The sequence below is a fragment of the Caballeronia sp. GAWG2-1 genome (genome assembly GCF_023631405.1).
Classification (GTDB): Bacteria; Pseudomonadota; Gammaproteobacteria; order Burkholderiales; family Burkholderiaceae; genus Caballeronia.
In genome coordinates, this window is sequence record NZ_JALQDD010000027.1 from 14,497 (window position 1) to 34,757 (window position 20,261).

Sequence of the window (20,261 nt, forward strand, 5' to 3'; positions counted from 1 at the left end):
AAGACGAAGGACAAACAATGAAACCGGAGACGTTCGGCGCAGACGACGCCGACAAGGCCGAACCGACTTACATCGTGCCGGGACTCGAACGCGGCCTCAAGATTCTCACCGAATTCTCGCCCCGTGAGCCTGTGCTTGGCGCGCCCGAACTGTCGCGGCGTCTGGGCATTCCACGCACGACGGTGTTTCGCCTCTTGCAAACGCTCGAATCGCTGGGCTTTCTGGAGCGCGCGGACAAGGACCGCAATTACCGGCTGGGCGTCGCCGTATTACGCCTCGGCTTCGAATACCTCAGTTCGCTCGAACTGACCGATCTCGGCTTGCCCGTGATCGAGGCTTTGCGCGATGCAACCGGCCTCACGAGCCACATCCTGATTCGCGATGGCCGCGATGTCGTGTTCGTGGCGAAAGCGCAAAGTCACGCGCCGATCTTCAGCTCGGTGAAGGTGAATGTCGGCACGCGTCTGCCCGCTCATGCGACCACGCACGGTCATGTGCTGATGGGTGATCTTTCGCTCGACGAGCTACGCGCGCTTTATCCCGAGCCGCATCTGGAACGCTTTACGAAGGCGACGCCAGAAACGGTCGAGGAACTCTTCGAACGCGTGAAGGAAGACGCCGAACGCGGTTTCGCCACCAGCCAGTCATCGTTCGAGCGCGGCATTTCGGTGGTGACCGCGCCGGTGCGTAACGACACGGGGCGCATCGTTGCCGTCATCACGACGACGATCCCGCGTCCGGAGATCGATGCCGCGCTGCTCGAAAGCGGTCTCATCGACCGGGTCCGCGAAGCCGCCGATGCGCTCTCCATGCGTCTGAATTATCGTCCGGCCGCGCGGACCGCCGCGTCGAGCCGCTATATGAAGTCTCTGGGGTTGCAATGATTCAGATCGATCTCACGGATAAGGTTGCGGTAATCACGGGCGGATCGTCTGGTATCGGCTTCGCGACGGCGCAACTCTTCCTGCGCGCGGGCGCGGCAGTCGCCATCTGCGGCCGCAACGGCGAACGCCTCGACGCCGCGCAGGCCGAACTCGAGCGCCAGTTCCCCGATACGCCGTTGCTCGCGGCCCGCTGCGACGTGCTTGATGCCGAACAGGTGAACGCTTTCGCGGCGCGCGTCATGGAGCGCTTCGGCCGCGTCGACATGCTGGTGAACAACGCGGGACAGGGCCGCGTGTCCACCTTCGCCGATACCACCGACGACGCCTGGCGCGACGAGCTCGACCTCAAGTACTTCAGCATCATCCGTCCGACGCGCGCTTTCCTGCCGATGTTGAAGGATGCGCCCTCGCCCGCGATAGTCTGCGTGAATTCGCTGCTCGCGCTGCAGCCCGAGGCGCACATGGTCGCGACGTCATCGGCGCGTGCGGGCGTGTTAAGTCTCGTCAAGTCGCTAGCGACCGAGCTTGCGCCCGAGCGCATCCGCGTGAATTCGATCCTCATCGGCATCGTGGAATCGGGACAGTGGAAGCGCCGCTATCGACACTATCTCGATGCGCAGCCCGAACCGCGTCAGAGCTGGGAGCAATGGACCGCCGAGCTCGCGCGGAAGAAAAACATTCCGCTCGGCCGCTTCGGTCTTCCCGAAGAAGCCGCGCAAGCGCTCTTTTATCTTGCTTCGCCGTTGTCGTCCTACACGACCGGCAGTCATATCGATGTTTCTGGAGGCTTTGCCCGACATGTCTAAAACCACCACGGTCGGCGAACTGATCGCCGCGTTTCTCGAACAATGCGGCGTGCGCACGGCGTTCGGCGTCATCTCGATCCACAACATGCCGATCCTCGACGCCATCGGCCGGCGCGGCAACATCCGCTACGTCGGCGCACGCGGGGAAGCCGGCGCGCTCAACATGGCCGACGGTCTTGCGCGCGTGTCGGGCGAACTGGGCGTGGCGTTCACCTCGACCGGCACGGCGGCGGGCAATGCAGCAGGCGCGATGGTCGAAGCGCTGACGGCGGGCACCGCGCTGCTGCATATCACCGGTCAGATCGAAACCGAGTATCTCGACCAGGACCTCGCGTATATCCACGAAGCGCCGGATCAATTGGCGATGCTGCATTCCATCTCCAAGGCGGCGTTTCGTGTACGCACCGTGGAGACCGCGCTGCCGACCATCCGCGAAGCCGTGCGCGTCGCGCTGACCGCGCCTGCGGGTCCGGTGAGCGTCGAGATTCCCATCGACATTCAGGCGGCGCAGATCGAATGGCCGGCGGACCTCGCCGCACCGCACGTCGGCATGCTCACGCACGACACTCTGCGCGTGCAGCAACTCGCCGAAGCGTTGACGCAAGCGAAGCGCCCGCTCCTGTGGCTTGGCGGCGGCACGCGTCACGCGCGCGCGGCGGTCGAGCGTCTGGTGAAGCTGGGCTTCGGCGTGGTCACGAGCGTGCAGGGGCGTGGCGTGTTGCCCGAGGATCATCCGGCCACGCTCGGCGCGTTCAACGTGCATCCTTCCGTCGAAGCGTTTTACAAGACGTGCGACGCGCTCGTGGTCGTCGGCTCGCGTCTGCGCGGCAACGAAACGCTCAAGTACAAGCTCGCGCTGCCATGGCCGCTCTATCGTATCGATGCCGACGCACTCGCCGACAACCGGGGTTACCGCAACGAACTCTTCGTGCATGGCGATGCCGCCACCGTGCTCGACGAACTCGCCGCGTTGCTCGAGGGCCGCTTGCGCGTCGATCAGACGTTCGCGGGCGATCTTGCCGCCGCGCGGGAAGTCGCGGTGGCGGAAGTATCGAAGGGACTCGGGCCGTACAAGCGTCTGGTGGATTCGCTGCAACGCGCGGTAGGCCGCGACTACAACTGGGTGCGCGACGTCACCATCTCGAACAGCACGTGGGGCAATCGGCTGCTGAAGATTTTCAACCCGCGCGCGGGCGTGCATGCGCTAGGCGGCGGCATCGGTCAGGGCATGCAGATGGCCATCGGCGCGGCGCTTTCGTGCGCGGCGAAGAAAACCGTCGCGCTCGTCGGCGATGGCGGTTTGATGGTGAACGTAGGCGAACTCGCCACCGCCGTGCAGGAAAAAGCCAACGTCATGATCGTACTGATGAACGACCAGTGCTACGGCGTCATCCGCAACATTCAAGACGCGCAGTACGGCGGTAGGCGCATGTTCGTCGATCTGCATCAACCGGATTTCGCGCAGTTTTGCGCGAGTCTCGGCCTCGCGCATCGCCGCATCACGTCGCTCGATCAGGCCGATGAGATCGTGCGCGAAGGGCTTGCCATCGACGGTCCCGTGCTCGTGGAAGTGGACATGCTTTCGGTCGGCTCGTTCGCGACCGCGTTTGCCGGGCCGCCCGTGAAAAAGGAAGAGCCGAAGGAGCCGGAATATGCGTGATCCCCGACATGTCCATCAAGCGATCGATGTCGCGATGATCGGCTTCGGCGCGATCGGCCGCGCGGTGTATCGCGCGCTCGATCACGATCCGCATGTGCGCATCTCGCATGTGATCGTGCCGGAGCGCGATCGCCACAATGTGCGCGCCTTGCTCGGCGACGGCGTCGATGTCGTATCGCATGTCGATGCGCTTTCGCATCATCCCGAGTTCGCGCTCGAATGCGCGGGCCATGCGGCGCTCGTCGATCACGTGGTGCCGCTGCTCAGGTCGGGTACGGACTGCGCGGTGGCGTCCATCGGTGCGCTGTCCGACGTAAACCTGCTCGCCGCGCTCTCGCACGCCGCCGACGAAGGCGCGGCCACGCTCACGCTGCTTTCCGGCGCGATAGGCGGTGTGGACGCGCTGGCATCGGCGAAAGAAGGCGGCCTCGACGAAGTGCAATACACCGGCCGCAAGCCGCCGCTCGGCTGGCTCGGCACGCCCGCCGAAGGCGTCTGCGACCTGCACGCGCTGACGGTCGAGACCGTGATCTTCGAAGGCACGGCGCGCGATGCGGCGCGGCTCTATCCGAAGAACGCGAACGTCGCGGCAACCATCGCGCTCGCGGGCCTCGGGCTGGATGGCACGCGCGTCACGCTGATCGCCGATCCGACAGTCGAACGCAACGTGCATCGCATCGTGGCGCGCGGCGCGTTCGGCGAGATGTCGCTCGAAATGTGCGGCAAACCGCTGCCGTCGAATCCCAAGACGTCCGCGCTCACCGCGTTCAGCGCGATTCGTGCGTTGCGCAATCGCGCTGCACGCTGCGTCATTTGAGGAGCATGTAGAACCATGAATCATCCCGACACTTCGCTCGTTTCGTCTGGCGAGATTTTTCTCGGCGGCGAGTGGCGCAAAGGCCGCGGCAACGGTTACGCGAGCATCTATCCGGCCGATCAATCAGTCAACGCGGAGATCACCACGGCGAGCGCCGACGATGCGCTCGAAGCCGTGGAGATTGCAGATCGCGCGTGGCGCCGCGACGACTGGGCCGGCCTCAAGCCGCATCAGCGCGCGGCGGTGCTGCATCGCATCGCTGCCCTGATCGAAGCGCGCCACGAAGCGCTCGCGCAATTGCAGCGCCGCGACAACGGCAAGCCGATCAGCGAAACGCGCGCGCTCGTCGCGAGCGCCGCCAGCACGTTCCGCTATTTCGCATCGTGTCTCGAAACACTCGAAGAAGCGCTGACGCCCCCACGCGGCGACTATCTGACGATGAGCGTGCACGAACCGCTCGGCGTTATCGCCGCGATCACGCCGTGGAATTCGCCCATCGCCTCCGATGCGCAGAAGCTCGCACCCGCGCTCGCCGCCGGCAACGCGGTCGTGCTCAAACCCGCCGAAGTGACGCCGCTTGCTTCGCTGGCGCTGGCGCGCATCTGCGAGGAGGCGGGCGTGCCGCGAGGCGTGGTGAGCGTGTTGCCGGGCAAGGGATCGGTGATCGGCGACGCGCTGGTGCGCCATCCGCTCGTCAGAAAAGTCGCGTTCACGGGCGGCACCGAAGTGGGCCGTGGCATCGCGCGACTCGCGGCGGAGAAGTTGATGCCGGTATCGCTCGAACTCGGCGGCAAGTCTCCGACCATTGTCTATGCCGATGCGGACCTCGATCACGCGGTCAACGGCGTGCTATACGGCATTTTCAGTTCGTCGGGTGAATCGTGCATCGCGGGTTCGCGCTTGTTCGTCGAACGCAAGGTATATGGCGAATTCATGGCGCGGCTCGTGGAAGGCGCGCGCAAGCTGCGTGTCGGCGACCCGACGCGCGAGAACACGCAGATGGGTCCGCTCATCACGGCGCAGCATCGCGAGACCGTGGAACGCTTCGTCGCGCTCGGTCAGTCCGAAGGCGGCCGTGTGTTGTGCGGCGGCGAACGTCCCACGGGCGAAGGCCGCGAAAAAGGCTTCTTCTATCTACCGACGATCATCGAGGATTTGAGCAACGACGCGCGCATGTGCCAGGAAGAGATCTTCGGCCCGGTGCTCGCCGCCCTGCCCTTCGACGACGAAGACGCGCTCATCCGCGCTGCGAACGACAGCGTGTTCGGTCTTGCCGCAGGCATCTGGACGCGCGACTACAAGCGCGCGTGGCGCACGGCCCGCACGCTTGCAACCGGCACCGTGTGGATCAACACCTACAAGCAATTCTCGATTTCGACGCCATTCGGCGGCTGGAAGGACAGCGGCATGGGACGCGAAAAAGGCCATTTGGGCCTGCGCGAATACATGCAGCAAAAGAGCCTTTACTGGGGCTTGAACGACGCCCCGCTGCCGTGGGCGAACTGAAGAGGCGGCTATGACCATCCTTGGCATTGAAAGCATCACTTACGGCGTGAACGATCTCGGCACCTGCCGGCGATTTTTCGCGGATTGGGGTCTGCGCGAAGTCGCCCACGACGAGACGCGCGCGCGCTTCGAAACGCTCAACGGTTGCGCCGTGCAACTCGCGCTCGCCGACGACCCCGCGTTGCCGCCCGCCTTCGAAGCCGGTCCAACGCTGCGCGAAGTGACCTGGGGCGTCGCCACGCGCGAGGAGCTCGACGCATTGCGCACACGCTTCGCGGGTCAGCCGGGTCACTTCGAGACCGATGACGCGGTCGCCTGTATCGACCCGAACGGCATGTCGATACGCGTGGTCGTCACGACCAAACGCGCGCTCGACGTGAAGGGTTCGCCTTCGAACGTGTGGGGACAGACGCTGCGTGTCGATACACCGAGCCCCGTCTACGATCGCGCCGAACCCGTGGAAGTGGGACACGTCGTGTTCTTCACGAACTGCGTGGCCGAGCAGGAGAAGTTCTATCACGAGCTGCTCGGCTTCGAGACCTCCGATCGTTACCCGGGTCGCGGCGCGTTCATGCGTTGCGCGCCGCACGGCGGGCACCACGACATCTTTCTTCTGCAATTGCCCGATGGCAAACGCGGCCTGAATCACGTCGCCTTCACCGTTCGCGACATCCACGAAGTCTTCGGCGGCGGCCTGCATATCAGCCGCTGCGGCTGGGCCACGCAGCTTGGACCGGGGCGGCATCCGGTTTCATCGGCGTACTTTTGGTACTTCAAAAATCCGGCGGGCGGTCTCATCGAGTATTACGCCGATGAAGACATGCTCACGCCCGAATGGCAGCCGCGCGATTTCGAGCCAGGTCCGACGGTCTTCGCCGAATGGGCCGTGGATGGCGGGCTGGACGGCCACACGCGCCGTCAGAAGGACGCGAAGGCGCCGGAAGGCAAGTTCATGACGGAGCGTAAAAATGGCTGATTCGAACGTGCTCGACGCGCCACGCACCGTGGTCGTCATCGGTGGCGGACAGGCGGCCGGCTGGATCGTCAGGACCTTGCGCAAGGAAGGCTTCGATGGCCGGCTCGTGATGATCGCCGATGAAATCCATCTGCCGTACGAGCGTCCGCCGCTTTCGAAGGCCGTGCTCTCGGGCGATGCGGACATAAGCACCGTGCGTCTCGTCGATCACGATGCCTTCGCTTCGCTCGATGTCGAAGCGTGGCAGCCGGAATGCGCGGCATCGATCGATCGCGAAGCGCGCGTCGTGCGGACGGCGAGCGGCCGCGAAGTGCATTACGACCGCCTGGTGATCGCGACCGGCGGCGCGGCACGCCGTCTGCCGGACGCGCTAGTGAAGACCTCGCATCTTGCCTACTTGCGCACACTCGACGACGCCGTCGCGCTCGGCACGCGTATGCGCGAGTCGCATGGCAAGCGCCTGCTCGTGATCGGCGGCGGCTGGATCGGTCTCGAAGTGGCGGCGACCGCGCGCAAGCTCGGCGTTGATGTGACGGTGATCGAAGGTGCGTCGCGTCTATGCGCGCGCTCGGTGCCCGAAGCGGTATCGGCGTTTCTGTTGCGTCTGCATCGCGATAACGGTGTCGACGTGCGTTTGAATGCATCGCTCGTATCGCTGGAAGACCATGCAGGCGGCGTGCGCGCGCAACTCGCCGATGGCAGCACGCACGACGCCAATTTTGCGGTTGCGGGCATCGGCCTGAATCCGCACACGGCGCTTGCCGAACATGCGGGTTTGGACGTGAACGATGGCATCGTCGTCGACGAATTCGGCGCCACGTCGGACGCTTGCGTGTTCGCTTGCGGAGATGTCGCCAATCATCCTAATGCGTGGCTCAAGCGTCGCGTGCGGCTCGAATCGTGGGCCAATGCGCAAAATCAGGCTATTGCCACGGCACGCGCCGTACTCGGGGTGCGCGCGCCGTATGCGGAAATTCCGTGGTTCTGGTCGGATCAATTCGACGTCAATCTGCAGATTCTCGGCGATATCGCGCCCGGCTACACACATGTCGTACGTGGCGATCTCGAAGCGCGCCGAGCTTCGCTCTTCTTCTTCGATGGCGACGCGCTGCGCGGCGTGATTGCGATCAACGCGGCGCGCGATCTCAAGGTCGCGAAGAAATGGATGAGCCAGGGACGCGCGGTGGACCTCGCCGCCCTCGCCGACACCGCGAAAGCGCTCGCCTGAGACAACCATCACCCCTTTACCGAATCACCCAGGAGCAGGCATGAGGACCATGGGCAATACGGTCGCCGAGCACGGCGGCACCGCCACCACTGCCGAGGGCGCGGCCGCAGCCGCCGCTTCCCCGGTGACGAAAGGATCGATCATCGCGCGCATCGAGAGGCTGCCCGCCAATGCGATGCAGGTGCGCGCCCGGATTCTGATCGGCGCGGCGACTTTTTTCGATGGCTTCGATGTCATCGTCATTGCGGCCACGTTGCCGCTTCTGATACAGAAGTGGGGGCTGACGCCGGGGCAAGTGGGCTTTCTGATTGCGTCGGGATCGATCGGGCAACTCGTAGGCGCGTTCCTGTTTCCATCGCTCGCGGAACGTTACGGGCGTGTGCGTTCCATTGCGTGGAGCTCGGGCATCATCGGGCTGACCAGTATCGCGTGCGGCTTCGCGCCTTCGTTCGCGGTGTTCGTGGCGTTGCGTATCGTGCAGGGGCTGGGATTGGGCGGCGAATTGCCGGTGGCGGCGACCTACATCAACGAGATCACGCGTGCGCATGGACGCGGACGTTTCGTGCTGTTGTACGAGATCGTGTTTCCCATCGGACTATTGGCATCGAACGGGCTTGGCGCGTGGATCGTGCCGCGCTTCGGCTGGGAAGCGATGTATATCATCGGCGGCGTGCCGCTCGTGCTGTTCTTCCTGTTGCGCACGCTGGTGCCGGAATCGCCGCGCTGGCTCTCGGAACGCGGCCGCATGCGCGAAGCGAGCGATGCGCTCGGCGCCTTCGAGGCCTCGGTGAAAGGCCCGTTGCCGCCGCTTGGCAACGTCGCCGAATTCGATGCCATGGCGCTGCGCCATCCGAAGCGCCGCCGTCTCGATCTGATCGGCCCGGCGTATCTAAAACGCACCATCGCGGTCGCGATGTTATGGATGACGTGCGGGGTGATTCAGTACGGTCTCTCGACGTGGCTGCCTACCATCTACAAGACGGTTTATCACGCACCGCTGCAACTCGCGTTGAACCTGGCCGTCGCGGCTTCCGTGCTCGGCGTGATCGGCTCGCTCACCTGCGCGTTGATCGTCGACAAGGTTGGGCGCAAGCCGGTCATCAACTGGTCGTTCGTTCTGTGCTCGATTTCACTGGTGCTTGCGGGCGTGTTCCAGCATGAATCCGTCTACGTGGTCGCGACGTTCTGCGCGCTTGGGCTTGGATTCATGGCGTGCGGCTTCATCACCGCTTATGTCTATACGCCGGAACTGTATCCGACCAGCATCCGCGCATTCGGCTGCGGACTTGGCGGCGCATGGCTCAAGGTGGCCGCGATCTTCGCGCCGGCGCTCGTCGGCAAGACGCTGCTCGGCGGCCAAATGGACCTCGCCTTCTATGCGCTCGGCGCGGTGCCGTTGCTGGCCGCGCTGGCGGTGCATTTCCTCGGAATCGAAACCAAGGGCCAGGTGCTGGAGCAGTTGGAGGCGTGAGGTGCTCAGGCGGCGGTCATTGGCTTGAGATTCGCCACGGATTCCAATGCCCGCCAGTCGGTGAAACGAATCAACGGCCGCAGATGGAAGCGGCCGTTGCGTTTAATCGTCGAACCAGCAGTGCTCGTTCGGATCGACGCTCAGAAAATCGATCATATCCCTCAGGAAATCCAGTTCAAGCGCTTCGAACTCGCGCGTGCCTGCCGTGACGTCGTCGGGATTGAGCTTGCCTCGCGCCTTTCGCAGCGCGGCGACAGCTAAAGCGACGGATTGAGTATTCCCGTGCAAGGCGCTGCCGGGAGCGAATGGGAGAAAGGTTTTTGAGTTCATGTTCACGATTACGGCAGGCTCGCGTGAAACGTGAGGCCTGTTTTCTCGAAAGCGCTGATTTTTTACGGCACCCGATGCGTAAGCCTAACTTGGCGCGCATCGTCGGCTTTACTTGCTTGCGTTCGACGCGACGGTTTCTTCGCCAAAGGCCGCATCTGCTTCAATAGATAAAGCTTCGATGGTGACACAGATAATTCACTCACGTTCTACAACGTAAAGCGATAAAAATGTGATCCATCGTCGGTCGCTATTAGACATTAGTTTTATTATGTTGGACGCTCGGCTATAAATCCGAGCAGCGACACCACTTCCCGATCAGCGCGTCACGCAATTACGCTCGACGACTTAGAAGCCAATCCCTTGCTAAAGTACGCCTCATCCACTCATCTCCATCCCAGAGAGGCACAATGGTTAAAGCTCCGACTCGAAGAAGCGCACGCGCCCTGTGCGGTTTTGCCGTCTCCCTTCTCGCCGCGTTCATCGCCGCGCCGCAGACCGCATCGGCTCAAAGCAAGACCCTCGTCTTCTGTTCCGAAGGCAGCCCCGCCGGATTCGATGCCGCCCAGTTCACCACCAGCACCGACTTCGACGCCAGCGCGCACGCCGTCTACGACACGTTGGTCGAATTCAAACGCGGCACGCTCGACCTTACACCGGGCCTCGCCGAAAAGTGGGACGAGTCGTCCGATGCCAAAACCTTCACCTTCCATCTACGACGCGGCGTGAAATTCCAGTCGACATCGTGGTTCAAGCCCACGCGTGATTTCAACGCCGACGATGTAGTCTTCACGTTCAAACGCATGATCGACCCGAACGACCCGTTCCAGAAGGCGCACCCGGTGAGCTTTCCGTATTTGACCGATCTCGGCTACGACAAGAACATCGCATCGGTCGAGAAGCTCGACGACAACACCGTGCGCTTCACACTAAAGACGGCCGATGTCGTTTTCGTGCGCAACATCGCCATGGAGTTCGCGTCTATTCTTTCCGCCGAATATGCCGCGCAATTGCTCAAGGAAGGCCGGCCGGAGGACATGAATCAGAAGCCTGTCGGCACCGGCGCTTTCGTGTTCCGCGATTATCAAAAGGACGCGACCATTCGTTACGACGCGAACCCAAGCTATTGGAATCGCAAGGACGTGCATATCGACAAGCTCGTCTTCTCGATCACGCCCGATGCCGCCGTGCGCGAACAAAAGCTCGCGAGCGGCGAGTGCCAACTCACCTCGTTCGCGCGCCCTGCCGATATCGTCGAGGCGAAAAAAAATCCGAAGCTCACGGTGTTGTCGGGCGTGGGCTTCAACGTTGCCTATGTCGGCTACAACACGACGCACAAGCCGCTCGACAACGTGACGGTGCGCCGCGCGCTGGACATGGCGATCGACAAGCAGGCGATCATCAAGACCGTCTACGAAGGCGCGGCCACGCTGGCCACGAACCCAATGCCGCCTTCGCAATGGTCGTATAACAAGGCGCTGAAAGACGCACCGCACGATCCCGCGAAGGCGCGCGAGTTGTTGAAGCAAGCGGGCTTTCCCGATGGCTTCACCATTACGCTATGGGCCATGCCCGTGCAGCGCGGCTATAACCCAAACGCGCGACTGATGGCGCAACTGATTCAATCGGATTGGGCGAAGATCGGCGTAAAGGCGAATATCGTCAGCTACGAATGGGCCGAATATAACAAGCGCGCAAAGACCAATGGCGAGCACGACGCCATTCTCTACGGCTGGCTAGGCGATAACGGCGACCCCGACAACTGGCTCGGCACCACGCTGGGCTGCGATGCCGTGCATGGCAGCAACATGGCGAAATGGTGCAACAAGCAGTTCGACGATCTCTTGGCTAAGGCGCGCCTCATAACAGATCAAAGCGCGCGCACGAAGCTTTATGAAGAAGCGCAAGTCGTCTTCAAGGATCAGGTGCCGTACACACCGCTTGCGCACGCCAATACGTTTCAGCCGATCTCGAAGCGCGTGCACGGTTATCTGATCAGTCCGCTTGGAGGCCATCGTTTCGACGGCATCACGCTGGATTGATTCAACTGGCGACCGCTTCGCGCAAGGCCTGCAAAAAGCGCACATAAGCGGTCGCACCAGGGTCAGCGTGGCCGATGCTGCGTTCTTGCACCCATGCCGCGCGCCCCTTTTGCGATTGCTTCGAGGCAGTAGCCGTTACCTGCGCTTGGGCAGTCGCAATCATGGCATCGAGCACCTCGCTCGCGCTGCCTTGCGATGCTTCGAGCGTATCGAGACTCGGCACGAGTGCATCGAGCACGGTCTTGTCGCCGACCTGACTCTTGCCACGTTCGATGATGCGCGCAGCCACCGCGCGTCCGATGCCAAGCGCCTCGTCGCGGCTCACCGTGTCCTTGCCGTTCATCGCCTTGCCTGCCGCGAGCAAGCCGCCGCCGACAAGCGCCGCAAACGTAGATGGATTCGCTGTCGAGAACGCCTTGCCCGCAGCGAACAATACGTCGGTAAGCGAGGCGTCATCGTTCAAAGCGGCAAGCGCCTTCACGATGGCAATGGACCCTGATTGCACCGTGATGCCGAGATCGCCGTCGCCCAAAGCGGCGTCGAGGTCGCGTAACTCGTCGGCATGCGCGGGCAGCGCGCTTAGCGCACGCGTCAAAATGGCGCGCAGTTCCTGTTTCGATACGCTCATTGCGCACTCCTCTTACGATGCGGTGCCATCGCGGAAAAATGGCGAACTCGCGGGCGCTTCGAGCAGCGCTTCGAGTTCGTCGTCGAGCAGCATCACCGTGATCGATGCCCCCGCCATTTCCAGACTCGTTACGTATTCGCCGACATACGAGCGCGCTATTTTCAGGCCCTGATCGGCGATGAGTTGCGAGGAACGGCGATACAGCAAATACAGTTCTTCGAGCGGCGTCGCGCCGAGGCCGTTCACGAGTATCGCGAGCTTCGATCCCTTAGGCGCGTTCAGATCGCCGAGAATCTGACCGATAAGCCGCTCGGCGATGGCATCGGCCGTTTCGAGCTTGCCGCGATGCGTTCCCGGTTCGCCATGAATGCCGATACCGATTTCCATCTCGCCATCGGGCAATGTGAAGGTCGGCTTGCCTGCCGCGGGAAGTATCGTCGGCGAGAGGCCCACGCCCATGGTCCGGCAATGAGCATTCGCCTTGGCGCAAATGCGCGTGACCTCATCGAGCGAATCGCCGCGTTCAGCGGCGGCGCCCGCGCATTTGAACGCGAACAACATGCCCGCGACGCCGCGCCTGTCGGCCGCACGTTCCTTCGGCGCGGATGCTACATCGTCGGTCAACACCACTGTCTTGATGTCGATGCCTTCGGGTTCGGCCAAGTCGGCGGCAAGATCGAAATTCAGGACGTCGCCGCCATAGTTGCCGTACACGTAAAGCACGCCCGCGCCGCCATCCACTGCCTTGGTCGCTTCGAATATCTGTTCCGCCGAGGGCGATGAAAACACGTTGCCCACTGCCACGCCACTGCAAAGTCCCTCGCCGACGTACCCGAGAAAGCCGGGCAAATGCCCCGAGCCACCGCCTGTCACGATTCCCACTCTGCCTTCCTTGGGCGCGTCCTTGCGCACGAGCGCGCGTTTGTCGTCCGTCGCGCTCTTGATCCACGCGGGATGAGCGATAAGCAAAGCCTCGATGATTTCATCGACGAAGACATCGGGCTGGTTAATGATTTTCTTCATGTTGTGCTCCTCCGGTTTTAGGGTGCGTTGCAAGAACACGTCTAACGCTTGCGCCGCTGACTAAGCGCGTCGAGCAAGACAGCCGCGAAAATGACCCCACCTTGAATGAATTGCGTCCAGAAGGGATTCACGCCGAGTAGCGACAAACCCACGTTGATCACGCCGATCAGCACGACGCCGATAAAGGTGCCCACGATCGAGCCACGTCCACCCGCAAGCGATGTCCCGCCAATCACGATAGCGGCAATCACCTGCAATTCGAGTCCGTTGGCCGCGGACGGCAAGGCGGAATTGAGCCGTCCGGCAAGCACGATCCCAGCGATGGCAGCAGTTACGCCGGCCAGCATGTAGGTGAAAAAAACCACGCGGCGCACGGGAATACCGGCAAGACGCGCAGCTTCCTGATTGCCGCCGACTGCAAAGACCTGATGCCCAAACGTGGTCTTGCGCAAGAGCACATGGCCTATGGCGAAGATCACGAGCATGACGATCATCGGCATGGGCAAGCCCGCGACGGTCTTCGCGCCGAAGGCCGTGAAGGCGGTGGGGAAATCGAACTTCGTGCGGCCATCGGATATGGCGAGCGTGAGGCCGCGCGCCATGGCCATCATCGCGAGCGTGACGATGAAGGGCACGAGGCGCAACCACGACACGGCAAGGCCGTTGAGCGCGCCTGCCGCGGCCCCGACCGCAATTGCGACGCATAACCCTCCAACGCCGAGACCGACGGCGCCTGGGCTCGATCCTGCCATGACCGTGGCCGCGACCATGCCGCTCAACGCAACGAGCGATCCGACCGACAGATCGATCCCCGACGTGATGATGACGAACGTGCCGCCTACCGCCGCAATGCCCACCACCGAGACCTGCACCATGATGTTGGTGAGCGTGCTGGTCGTCAGAAACTCGGGCGATGCAATCGACAAGGCGATGCAGATGATGACGAGTGCGGCAAACAATGGCCCGATGCCGCTCCTCAGTTGGCGAATCACGCGGCGCGAGAGCGCCTCCGAGTCCTCGCGGTTGGCTGCGGTGGAGGTCATGCGCCTGCTCCTGTTGTAGCCCATTGAATGACAGTTTCAGAGTCCGCTTTGTCGCGCCGTAGCTCCGTCACGATGCTGCCGCGATACATCACGAGCACGCGATCCGACATGCCGAGCAACTCCGGCAACTCGGAACTCACCATGACGACCGCTGCGCCCGCACGCGCCATCGACACCATGTGTGCGTAGATTTCGGTCTTCGCACCCACGTCGATGCCGCGTGTGGGTTCATCGAGCATGATGACTACGGGTGCTGTCGCCGTTGCGCGGCCAAGAATGACTTTCTGCTGATTGCCGCCGGAAAGCGTGCCGGTGATCTGCAACACCGAAGACGAGCGAACGCCGAAGCGCGTGCTTGCTTCCTGCGCCAGCTTGCGTTTCTTGGCGCGGCTCACGAAGCCGCCGCTCGCAAGCGCTTTAAGGCTCGACAGTGCGATGTTCTCTTCGATGTTGGCATCGAGCACGAGCCCTTCGAGCTTGCGGTCCTCCGAGGTATAAACGAGGCCGTGACGCACGCCTTGAGTGGGCGAATGATTCGTGACCTTCTTGCCCTTCACGAAAATCTCGCCACCGGTTGCGGGCAGCGCGCCAAAGATCGTCTTGAGCAATTCCGTGCGTCCTGCCCCGGCAATGCCCGCTATGCCCAGGATTTCGCCCGAGCGTACCGTAAAGCTCGCATTGCGCAGCAACGGCGCGCTAGCGAGATTGCGCACTTCGAGCACGACATCGCCATAAGGACGCGGCTCCCACGGATAGAACGATTCGAGATTGCGCGCGACCATTGCCTGCACGAGTTCGGCTTCGGTCCATTGCGACATCGGACGCGCGCCGACCGTCGCGCCATCGCGCATCACGACGGCGGAATCGGCGAGTTCGAACACCTCTTCCAGATGATGCGAAATGAAGATGATGCCCATGCCCGAGGCACGCAGCCGCCGCACCACGGCATAAAGATTGGCGATGTCCTGGCTCTGCAGCGCGGCCGTGGGTTCGTCCATGACGAGGATTCGGGCATCGCGCGCCACGGCTTTTGCTACTTCCACGAGCTGCCTCTTGTTGAGCGGCAGATCGCCGAGGCGCATCCACGGCGGCACGTTGTCGAGTCCCACGCGATCCAGCGCTTCGCGCGCAAGCTGGTTGGCCTCGCGTTGCTTGACGAAGCCGTTCTTTGCAGGCATGCGGCCAAGGAATAAATTTTCCGCGACCGTCATGTCGTTGATCAACGAGAGCTCCTGATAAATCACGGCCACGCCTGCATCGATCGCCGCGTTGGTGCCGCGCGCAAGCGGTACGCCGTCGATCTCGATCGTGCCTTCGTCCGGCTCATACGCGCCAGACAAGGTCTTCACGAGCGACGATTTGCCCGCGCCATTCTCGCCGACGATAGCGAGCACATGGCCCGTTCGCAGTTCGAGGCTGACGCCGCGCAGCGCCTTGACGCCAGGAAAGCTCTTGACGATGCCTTGCATGCGCAATAGCGGCGCGGACGCTTTGAGCGGCGCCTGCGCTTGCGCTTCCGTTTCGACTGTCATGTCGTGCATTCCGTTAGCGGGCAACGCGCTAGAGCCCAAACGCTTGAACGCTTGAAGTCTTAAGCGTGTGCCCGCGGCTTGCCTTACTGTTTGACTTCCTCTGACCACAGCCCGTACTTCTTGGTCTCATCCGAATCGATATTCGATTTGTCGATGAGTAAAGTCGGCCAGGCATAATTCGCCGGAACGTCCTTCTTGGCGTTGTAGTCCGCAATGAACTGCAGCGACTTGGCGGCCATCTGAATGGGGTTCTGCGAGATGGTCGCGTCCTGCTTGCCCGAGCGAATGGCGGAAAGCGCCTGCGCCGTGCCATCCGCGCCGATCACGAGAATGTGCGCTTTATCGCCGAGCGGCTTATAGCGGCCCGCATTGTCGATAGCCTTTTCCGCACCCACGGTGTTGTCGTCGTTGGCGCCGAATACAGCGTCGATTTGCGGATATTTCTGCAGGATATTGGTCATCGCGTTAAGCGACTTCTCCTGATCGAATGCGCCTTCCTGACGCGCAACCACCTTGATGTCGGGATACTTCGCCATTTCGTCGCTAAAGCCTTTCTCACGGTCGGTGGCGGCGGTCGTGCCGACAAGGCCGATCAAATCCACCACGTTCCCTTTAGCCGAACCGTAGCGTTTGGTCAGTTGATCGGCAATCCACTTGGCGCCGGTTTGACCGAGCGCGACGTTATCCGACGCAACGAACGAAGTCACCTTGCCGCCATCCGACCCACGATCGAGCGTGAAGACCGGAATGTTCATCGAGTTGGCTTTCTCGACAGCCGGAATGATGGCCTTGGAGTCGATAGGATTCAGCACGAGGGCAGTCACGCCTTGACTCAGCAAGTTGATGGCGTCGTTGACTTGCTGTTGCGCGTCGCCATTGGCATTGGTCTGGACGAGATCGAAGCCTTGCTCCTTGGCGCCCTTCTCCACGCCGGCCTTGAGCCCGACAAAGAACGCATTGTTAAGCGTTGCAATCGAAAAGCCTATTTTCGCCTTGCCGCCTGCGGCAGCGGCCGGCGCCGGTGCGCTTGCGGGAGCGCTCGCGGCTTCGCTCGAACTCGCGCCCGAACTGCTGGTGGTCGAACTGTTGTCGCTCTTGGAACAACCGCTAAGCACGGCCGCCGCGCATAAAAAAACCGCGCCGGTCGATTTGCCGAACGTGCCCCATCCGTCGAATCTTGCTGAATTCCAGGCCATAGCTGTCTCCGTTGTAGGATTTATTCATTACGATGCAAACGACTATTTCCTCAAGGCAAGCGCGCTAAGAATCCTTCTTGTCGCGCTTGCCATAAGTCTTGAACTTCTCCAACACTTCATCCATCTGCTCCTCCGAAAGAAGCGGCGGCGCACCCAACTGACAGGCGAGAAGATATTGCTTGGCAAGCACTTCCACTTCATGCGCGAGCCACACGGCGCGCGCAAGATCGGTGCCGAGCGCGACCACACCATGATGCGCGAGCAGACACGCACGCCGGTTCAGAAGCGCGGCTAAAGCGTGATCGGAAAGAGTTTGCGTGCCAAAGAGCGCATAAGGCGCGCAGCGAATGGAATGTCCGCCGGCGGCCGCGACCATGTAGTGCACGGCGGGAATATCGCGTTCATGAATGGCAAGCGCCGTGGCCGCAATGGAATGCGTATGCACGACCGCGTGCATGTCTTGCCGTGCTCGAAGAATGTCGCGATGAATGCGCCATTCCGAAGACGGGCGAGCCGTGCGCAGCACGCTCGCGTCGTCACTGACATCTAACGGCAGCCACACCATCATGTCTTCGTGCATCTCACGCGCAGGAACGCCGCTCGGCGTGATGAGAAAGCCGTCGTTGAAGCGCGCGCTGACGTTACCCGAGGTTCCCTGATTGATGCCGAGCCGCTCCATTTCGAGCGAGGTCTCGACAATACCCCGGCGCAGCGCGCCTTCATCCACCGCGCTCATGCGGCATTACCTTCGGCTGCGAAGAAACCACGCAACGAACGTTCGAAAGGCGCTTTCACGATACCGCGCTCCGTGATGAAGCCCGTGACGAGTTCATGCGGCGTGACATCGAATGCGGGATTGCGCGCGTTGATGGCACGCGGCGCAATAGGTTGCCCTGCAAGCGATGTCACCTCTTCTTCGCGACGTTCTTCTATCTCGATCTGCGCGCCGGTCGGTGTGCGGAAGTCCAGTGTGGACGAAGGACAAGCCACGTAGAACGGTATGCCGTAGTAATTCGCTGCGATGGCCACGCTCAGCGTGCCGATCTTGTTGGCGAAGTCGCCATTTGCCGCAACCCGGTCCGTGCCGACGATCACGAGGTCCACCAGTCCATGCGACATGATCGACGCGGCCGCGCTATCCACGATCAGCGTTACATCTACGCCCGCCTGCTGCAGTTCGAACACGGTCAGGCGCGCGCCTTGCAAAAGCGGCCGTGTCTCGTCCGCGAACACCTTGAACGCAATGCCTTCGCGATGTGCGGCATAGATCGGCGCGGTGGCCGTGCCTAAGCCTGTGGTGGCAAGCGCACCTGCATTGCAATGCGTAAGCACGCCGCTGCCCGGTTCGATAAGCGGCAGACCATGCATGCCGATACCTGCGCATAGCGCCTGATCTTCCGCATGAATCTGTTTGGCCTCATCCACCAAAGCTTCGTAAAGCGCCTTCGAGTCGCTTGCGTTGCATGCGTGCGCGCATTGCAGCATGCGTCTCAATCCCCAACTCAGATTCACCGCCGTGGGGCGCGCGGTATCGAGCCAGCCCGCGCGCCGTTCAAGCTCGGCACGAAATTGCGTCAAGGGCAAGTCGCGCGCGTCCTGCATGGCGACGCACAATCCGTATGCTGCCGCGACGCCGATGGCGGGCGCACCCCGCACGCGTAATTCGTGAATGGCTCGCCAGACGGCGGCTGCATCGGCGACATGCTCCACCACGATTTCATGCGGCAGGCGCGTCTGATCGAGCAGCAGGAGATCGCCATCGCGCCATTCGATCGTCGGGGCAAGCGTGGGGAACAAGGACTGCGCAACCATGGAAGCTCCGAGTGGACTATGCATGTGTGATTGTTTCGCGCTGAACCTCGCGCGCAAGCATGACGACCTGTTCGATACTGCCAAGCGTCGCGCGCTTGACCAGCAGGTCTTCCGCGCAACGCAGACAGCGCACTTCGATACGCGCCCTCGCCTGAGCATCTGGAATGCGCGTGATGTCCGCGACCTTCGCCATGCCGACAATGCGCCGAATCATCTTGCAGCCAGCGAAGCCGAGCGTATCCGCTAGCAGCCGACGCATGAAGTGCGTGCGATAACCTTCGACAGATCGCGCTTCTGCGTGACCGCCTATAAAGCCGCGTCCGCTACGGCTTTCGTGCTCGCGCCACAGCTTTAGAAATTGCGCGCTAAAGCCATTCCAGACCTCGGCCACTTGAACGAGCAACCATTCCTGATAGCCGGAAGGATCTCGATCGTCTATACGGCCATGCCAGTCGCGCGAAAAATACGCGAGCAGCAGGTTTGCGAGCACCGCGCCGATATCGAAGCCCATCGGTCCATAGAACGAGAATTCCGGGTCGATCACGAAGGTTTCGTCTTCGTTGACCATGATCGAACCGGTGTGCAGATCGCCATGCAGCAAGGTCTCGGCGTGATTCATGAACGCCCATTTCATGTCGCCCGCGGCAATGCGCAACGCTTCGCTGGTCCTCAGTCGTTCAAGCGATGACGCAGGCAATGCGGCGCTGTACACGTTCGACGGATGATCTTCGAAAGGAAACGTAAAGACGAGGTCCTCGGTGATTTTGCACAGCTCGGAATTGACCGCCGCGCTCATGGCCTCTTTCTTGATGTCCGGCGCAAGAAACAGATCGGACCCGTGGAAAAGCGTTTGCGCAAGATACGTCGACAGATGCGCGGCGAGCTTCGGATAGACGACGCCATCCATCAGGCCTTGCCGCAAAATACGATGCGAGGCAAGCCTTTGCATCACCATCAGAAAGCGCTTGCCGTCAGCGTGATACACCTTCGGCACATGCCGCGGACATAGCGCACCGAAGCGGCGTAACGCCGCTACCTCATGCTCCATGCGCTGACACGACAACGGCCACGTCTTGCCGACTAGTCTTAAAAAAGGCGGCGCCTGCTTGACGACGACGCTGCGTTCCGGCGCCTTCGTGTTCGTCACGAAGTACACATAGTTCAGGTTGCCGTCGCCGACTTCGGCCACTTCCAGATCGTGCGGCTCGCCAAGCAGCGCACGTATCTCGGGAATTGCGCCGAGATACGCGGCAAGCTCGCTTGCGGTAAAAGCCTCGAACTCCATCGGTGTCTCCTCCGATGTTGCTTCT

General features: G+C 62.0%; 18 protein-coding genes. 9 read left to right on the plus strand and 9 right to left on the minus strand.

The window, feature by feature from the left end; translation table 11 throughout:
• Window positions 1-17: 17 nt before the first annotated feature.
• From NCR98_RS16505 to NCR98_RS16540, 8 genes are read left to right on the plus strand one after another with little or no spacing between them, the layout of a single operon-like run.
• Window positions 18-884: an IclR family transcriptional regulator gene (locus NCR98_RS16505; RefSeq protein ID WP_250467011.1), complete on the plus strand. Its 867-nt coding sequence runs from the start codon at window positions 18-20 to the stop codon at window positions 882-884.
• Complete coding sequence (locus NCR98_RS16510; RefSeq protein WP_250526696.1) at window positions 881-1,690, plus strand: SDR family oxidoreductase; 810 nt, start codon at window positions 881-883, stop codon at window positions 1,688-1,690. Before NCR98_RS16505 ends, NCR98_RS16510 begins: the two co-directional genes overlap by 4 nt.
• Complete coding sequence (locus tag NCR98_RS16515; RefSeq protein ID WP_250526697.1) at window positions 1,683-3,350, plus strand: thiamine pyrophosphate-binding protein; 1,668 nt, start codon at window positions 1,683-1,685, stop codon at window positions 3,348-3,350. Before NCR98_RS16510 ends, NCR98_RS16515 begins: the two co-directional genes overlap by 8 nt.
• On the plus strand, window positions 3,343-4,167 hold the full coding sequence (locus NCR98_RS16520; RefSeq protein ID WP_250526698.1) for an aspartate dehydrogenase: 825 nt from the start codon (window positions 3,343-3,345) through the stop codon (window positions 4,165-4,167). The genes NCR98_RS16515 and NCR98_RS16520 overlap by 8 nt, the downstream gene beginning before the upstream one ends.
• A 15-nt stretch (window positions 4,168-4,182) precedes the next feature.
• On the plus strand, window positions 4,183-5,673 hold the full coding sequence (locus NCR98_RS16525; protein WP_250526699.1) for an aldehyde dehydrogenase: 1,491 nt from the start codon (window positions 4,183-4,185) through the stop codon (window positions 5,671-5,673).
• 10 nt (window positions 5,674-5,683) lie between these two features.
• Window positions 5,684-6,649: a VOC family protein gene (locus tag NCR98_RS16530; RefSeq protein ID WP_250526700.1), complete on the plus strand. Its 966-nt coding sequence runs from the start codon at window positions 5,684-5,686 to the stop codon at window positions 6,647-6,649.
• Complete coding sequence (locus tag NCR98_RS16535; protein ID WP_250526701.1) at window positions 6,642-7,877, plus strand: NAD(P)/FAD-dependent oxidoreductase; 1,236 nt, start codon at window positions 6,642-6,644, stop codon at window positions 7,875-7,877. The genes NCR98_RS16530 and NCR98_RS16535 overlap by 8 nt, the downstream gene beginning before the upstream one ends.
• Before the next feature lie 40 nt (window positions 7,878-7,917).
• Window positions 7,918-9,348, plus strand: coding sequence for an MFS transporter (locus NCR98_RS16540; RefSeq protein WP_404989423.1), 1,431 nt, complete (start codon window positions 7,918-7,920; stop codon window positions 9,346-9,348).
• Window positions 9,349-9,450: 102 nt separating this feature from the next.
• Here the strand turns inward: NCR98_RS16540 and NCR98_RS16545 are convergent, their stop codons facing one another.
• Window positions 9,451-9,678: a hypothetical protein gene (locus NCR98_RS16545; RefSeq protein WP_250526702.1), complete on the minus strand. Its 228-nt coding sequence runs from the start codon at window positions 9,676-9,678 to the stop codon at window positions 9,451-9,453.
• A gap of 407 nt (window positions 9,679-10,085) precedes the next feature.
• On the opposite strand from NCR98_RS16545, the gene NCR98_RS16550 reads away from it, so the two are divergent.
• Window positions 10,086-11,717 carry an ABC transporter substrate-binding protein gene (locus tag NCR98_RS16550; protein ID WP_250493402.1) on the plus strand — a complete coding sequence of 544 codons (1,632 nt, stop codon included), beginning with the start codon at window positions 10,086-10,088 and terminating at the stop codon, window positions 11,715-11,717.
• A 1-nt stretch (window position 11,718) separates the two neighbouring features.
• On the opposite strand, the gene NCR98_RS16555 is transcribed toward NCR98_RS16550, so the two are convergent.
• From NCR98_RS16555 to mtnK, 8 genes are all read right to left on the minus strand, one after another.
• Window positions 11,719-12,345 (minus strand): DAK2 domain-containing protein, encoded by a 627-nt coding sequence (locus tag NCR98_RS16555; RefSeq protein WP_250526703.1) that lies wholly within the window; start codon window positions 12,343-12,345, stop codon window positions 11,719-11,721.
• A gap of 12 nt (window positions 12,346-12,357) precedes the next feature.
• Window positions 12,358-13,368, minus strand: coding sequence for a dihydroxyacetone kinase subunit DhaK (locus tag NCR98_RS16560; RefSeq protein ID WP_250526704.1), 1,011 nt, complete (start codon window positions 13,366-13,368; stop codon window positions 12,358-12,360).
• 41 nt (window positions 13,369-13,409) lie between these two features.
• Window positions 13,410-14,411, minus strand: a complete 1,002-nt coding sequence (locus NCR98_RS16565) for an ABC transporter permease (protein WP_244828172.1) — start codon at window positions 14,409-14,411, stop codon at window positions 13,410-13,412.
• Window positions 14,408-15,952 (minus strand): sugar ABC transporter ATP-binding protein, encoded by a 1,545-nt coding sequence (locus tag NCR98_RS16570; protein WP_502799758.1) that lies wholly within the window; start codon window positions 15,950-15,952, stop codon window positions 14,408-14,410. The genes NCR98_RS16565 and NCR98_RS16570 overlap by 4 nt, the downstream gene beginning before the upstream one ends.
• 74 nt (window positions 15,953-16,026) lie before the next feature.
• Window positions 16,027-17,139, minus strand: a complete 1,113-nt coding sequence (locus NCR98_RS16575) for a sugar ABC transporter substrate-binding protein (protein ID WP_250526706.1) — start codon at window positions 17,137-17,139, stop codon at window positions 16,027-16,029.
• A gap of 64 nt (window positions 17,140-17,203) precedes the next feature.
• A complete protein-coding gene (locus NCR98_RS16580; protein WP_250526707.1) occupies window positions 17,204-17,875 on the minus strand; it encodes an L-fuculose-phosphate aldolase in 672 nt (223 codons plus the stop codon).
• Complete coding sequence (gene mtnA, locus NCR98_RS16585; protein ID WP_250526708.1) at window positions 17,872-18,951, minus strand: S-methyl-5-thioribose-1-phosphate isomerase; 1,080 nt, start codon at window positions 18,949-18,951, stop codon at window positions 17,872-17,874. The genes NCR98_RS16580 and mtnA overlap by 4 nt, the downstream gene beginning before the upstream one ends.
• 16 nt (window positions 18,952-18,967) lie before the next feature.
• A complete protein-coding gene (mtnK, locus tag NCR98_RS16590; protein WP_250526709.1) occupies window positions 18,968-20,236 on the minus strand; it encodes an S-methyl-5-thioribose kinase in 1,269 nt (422 codons plus the stop codon).
• Between the last annotated feature and the right edge of the window lie 25 nt (window positions 20,237-20,261).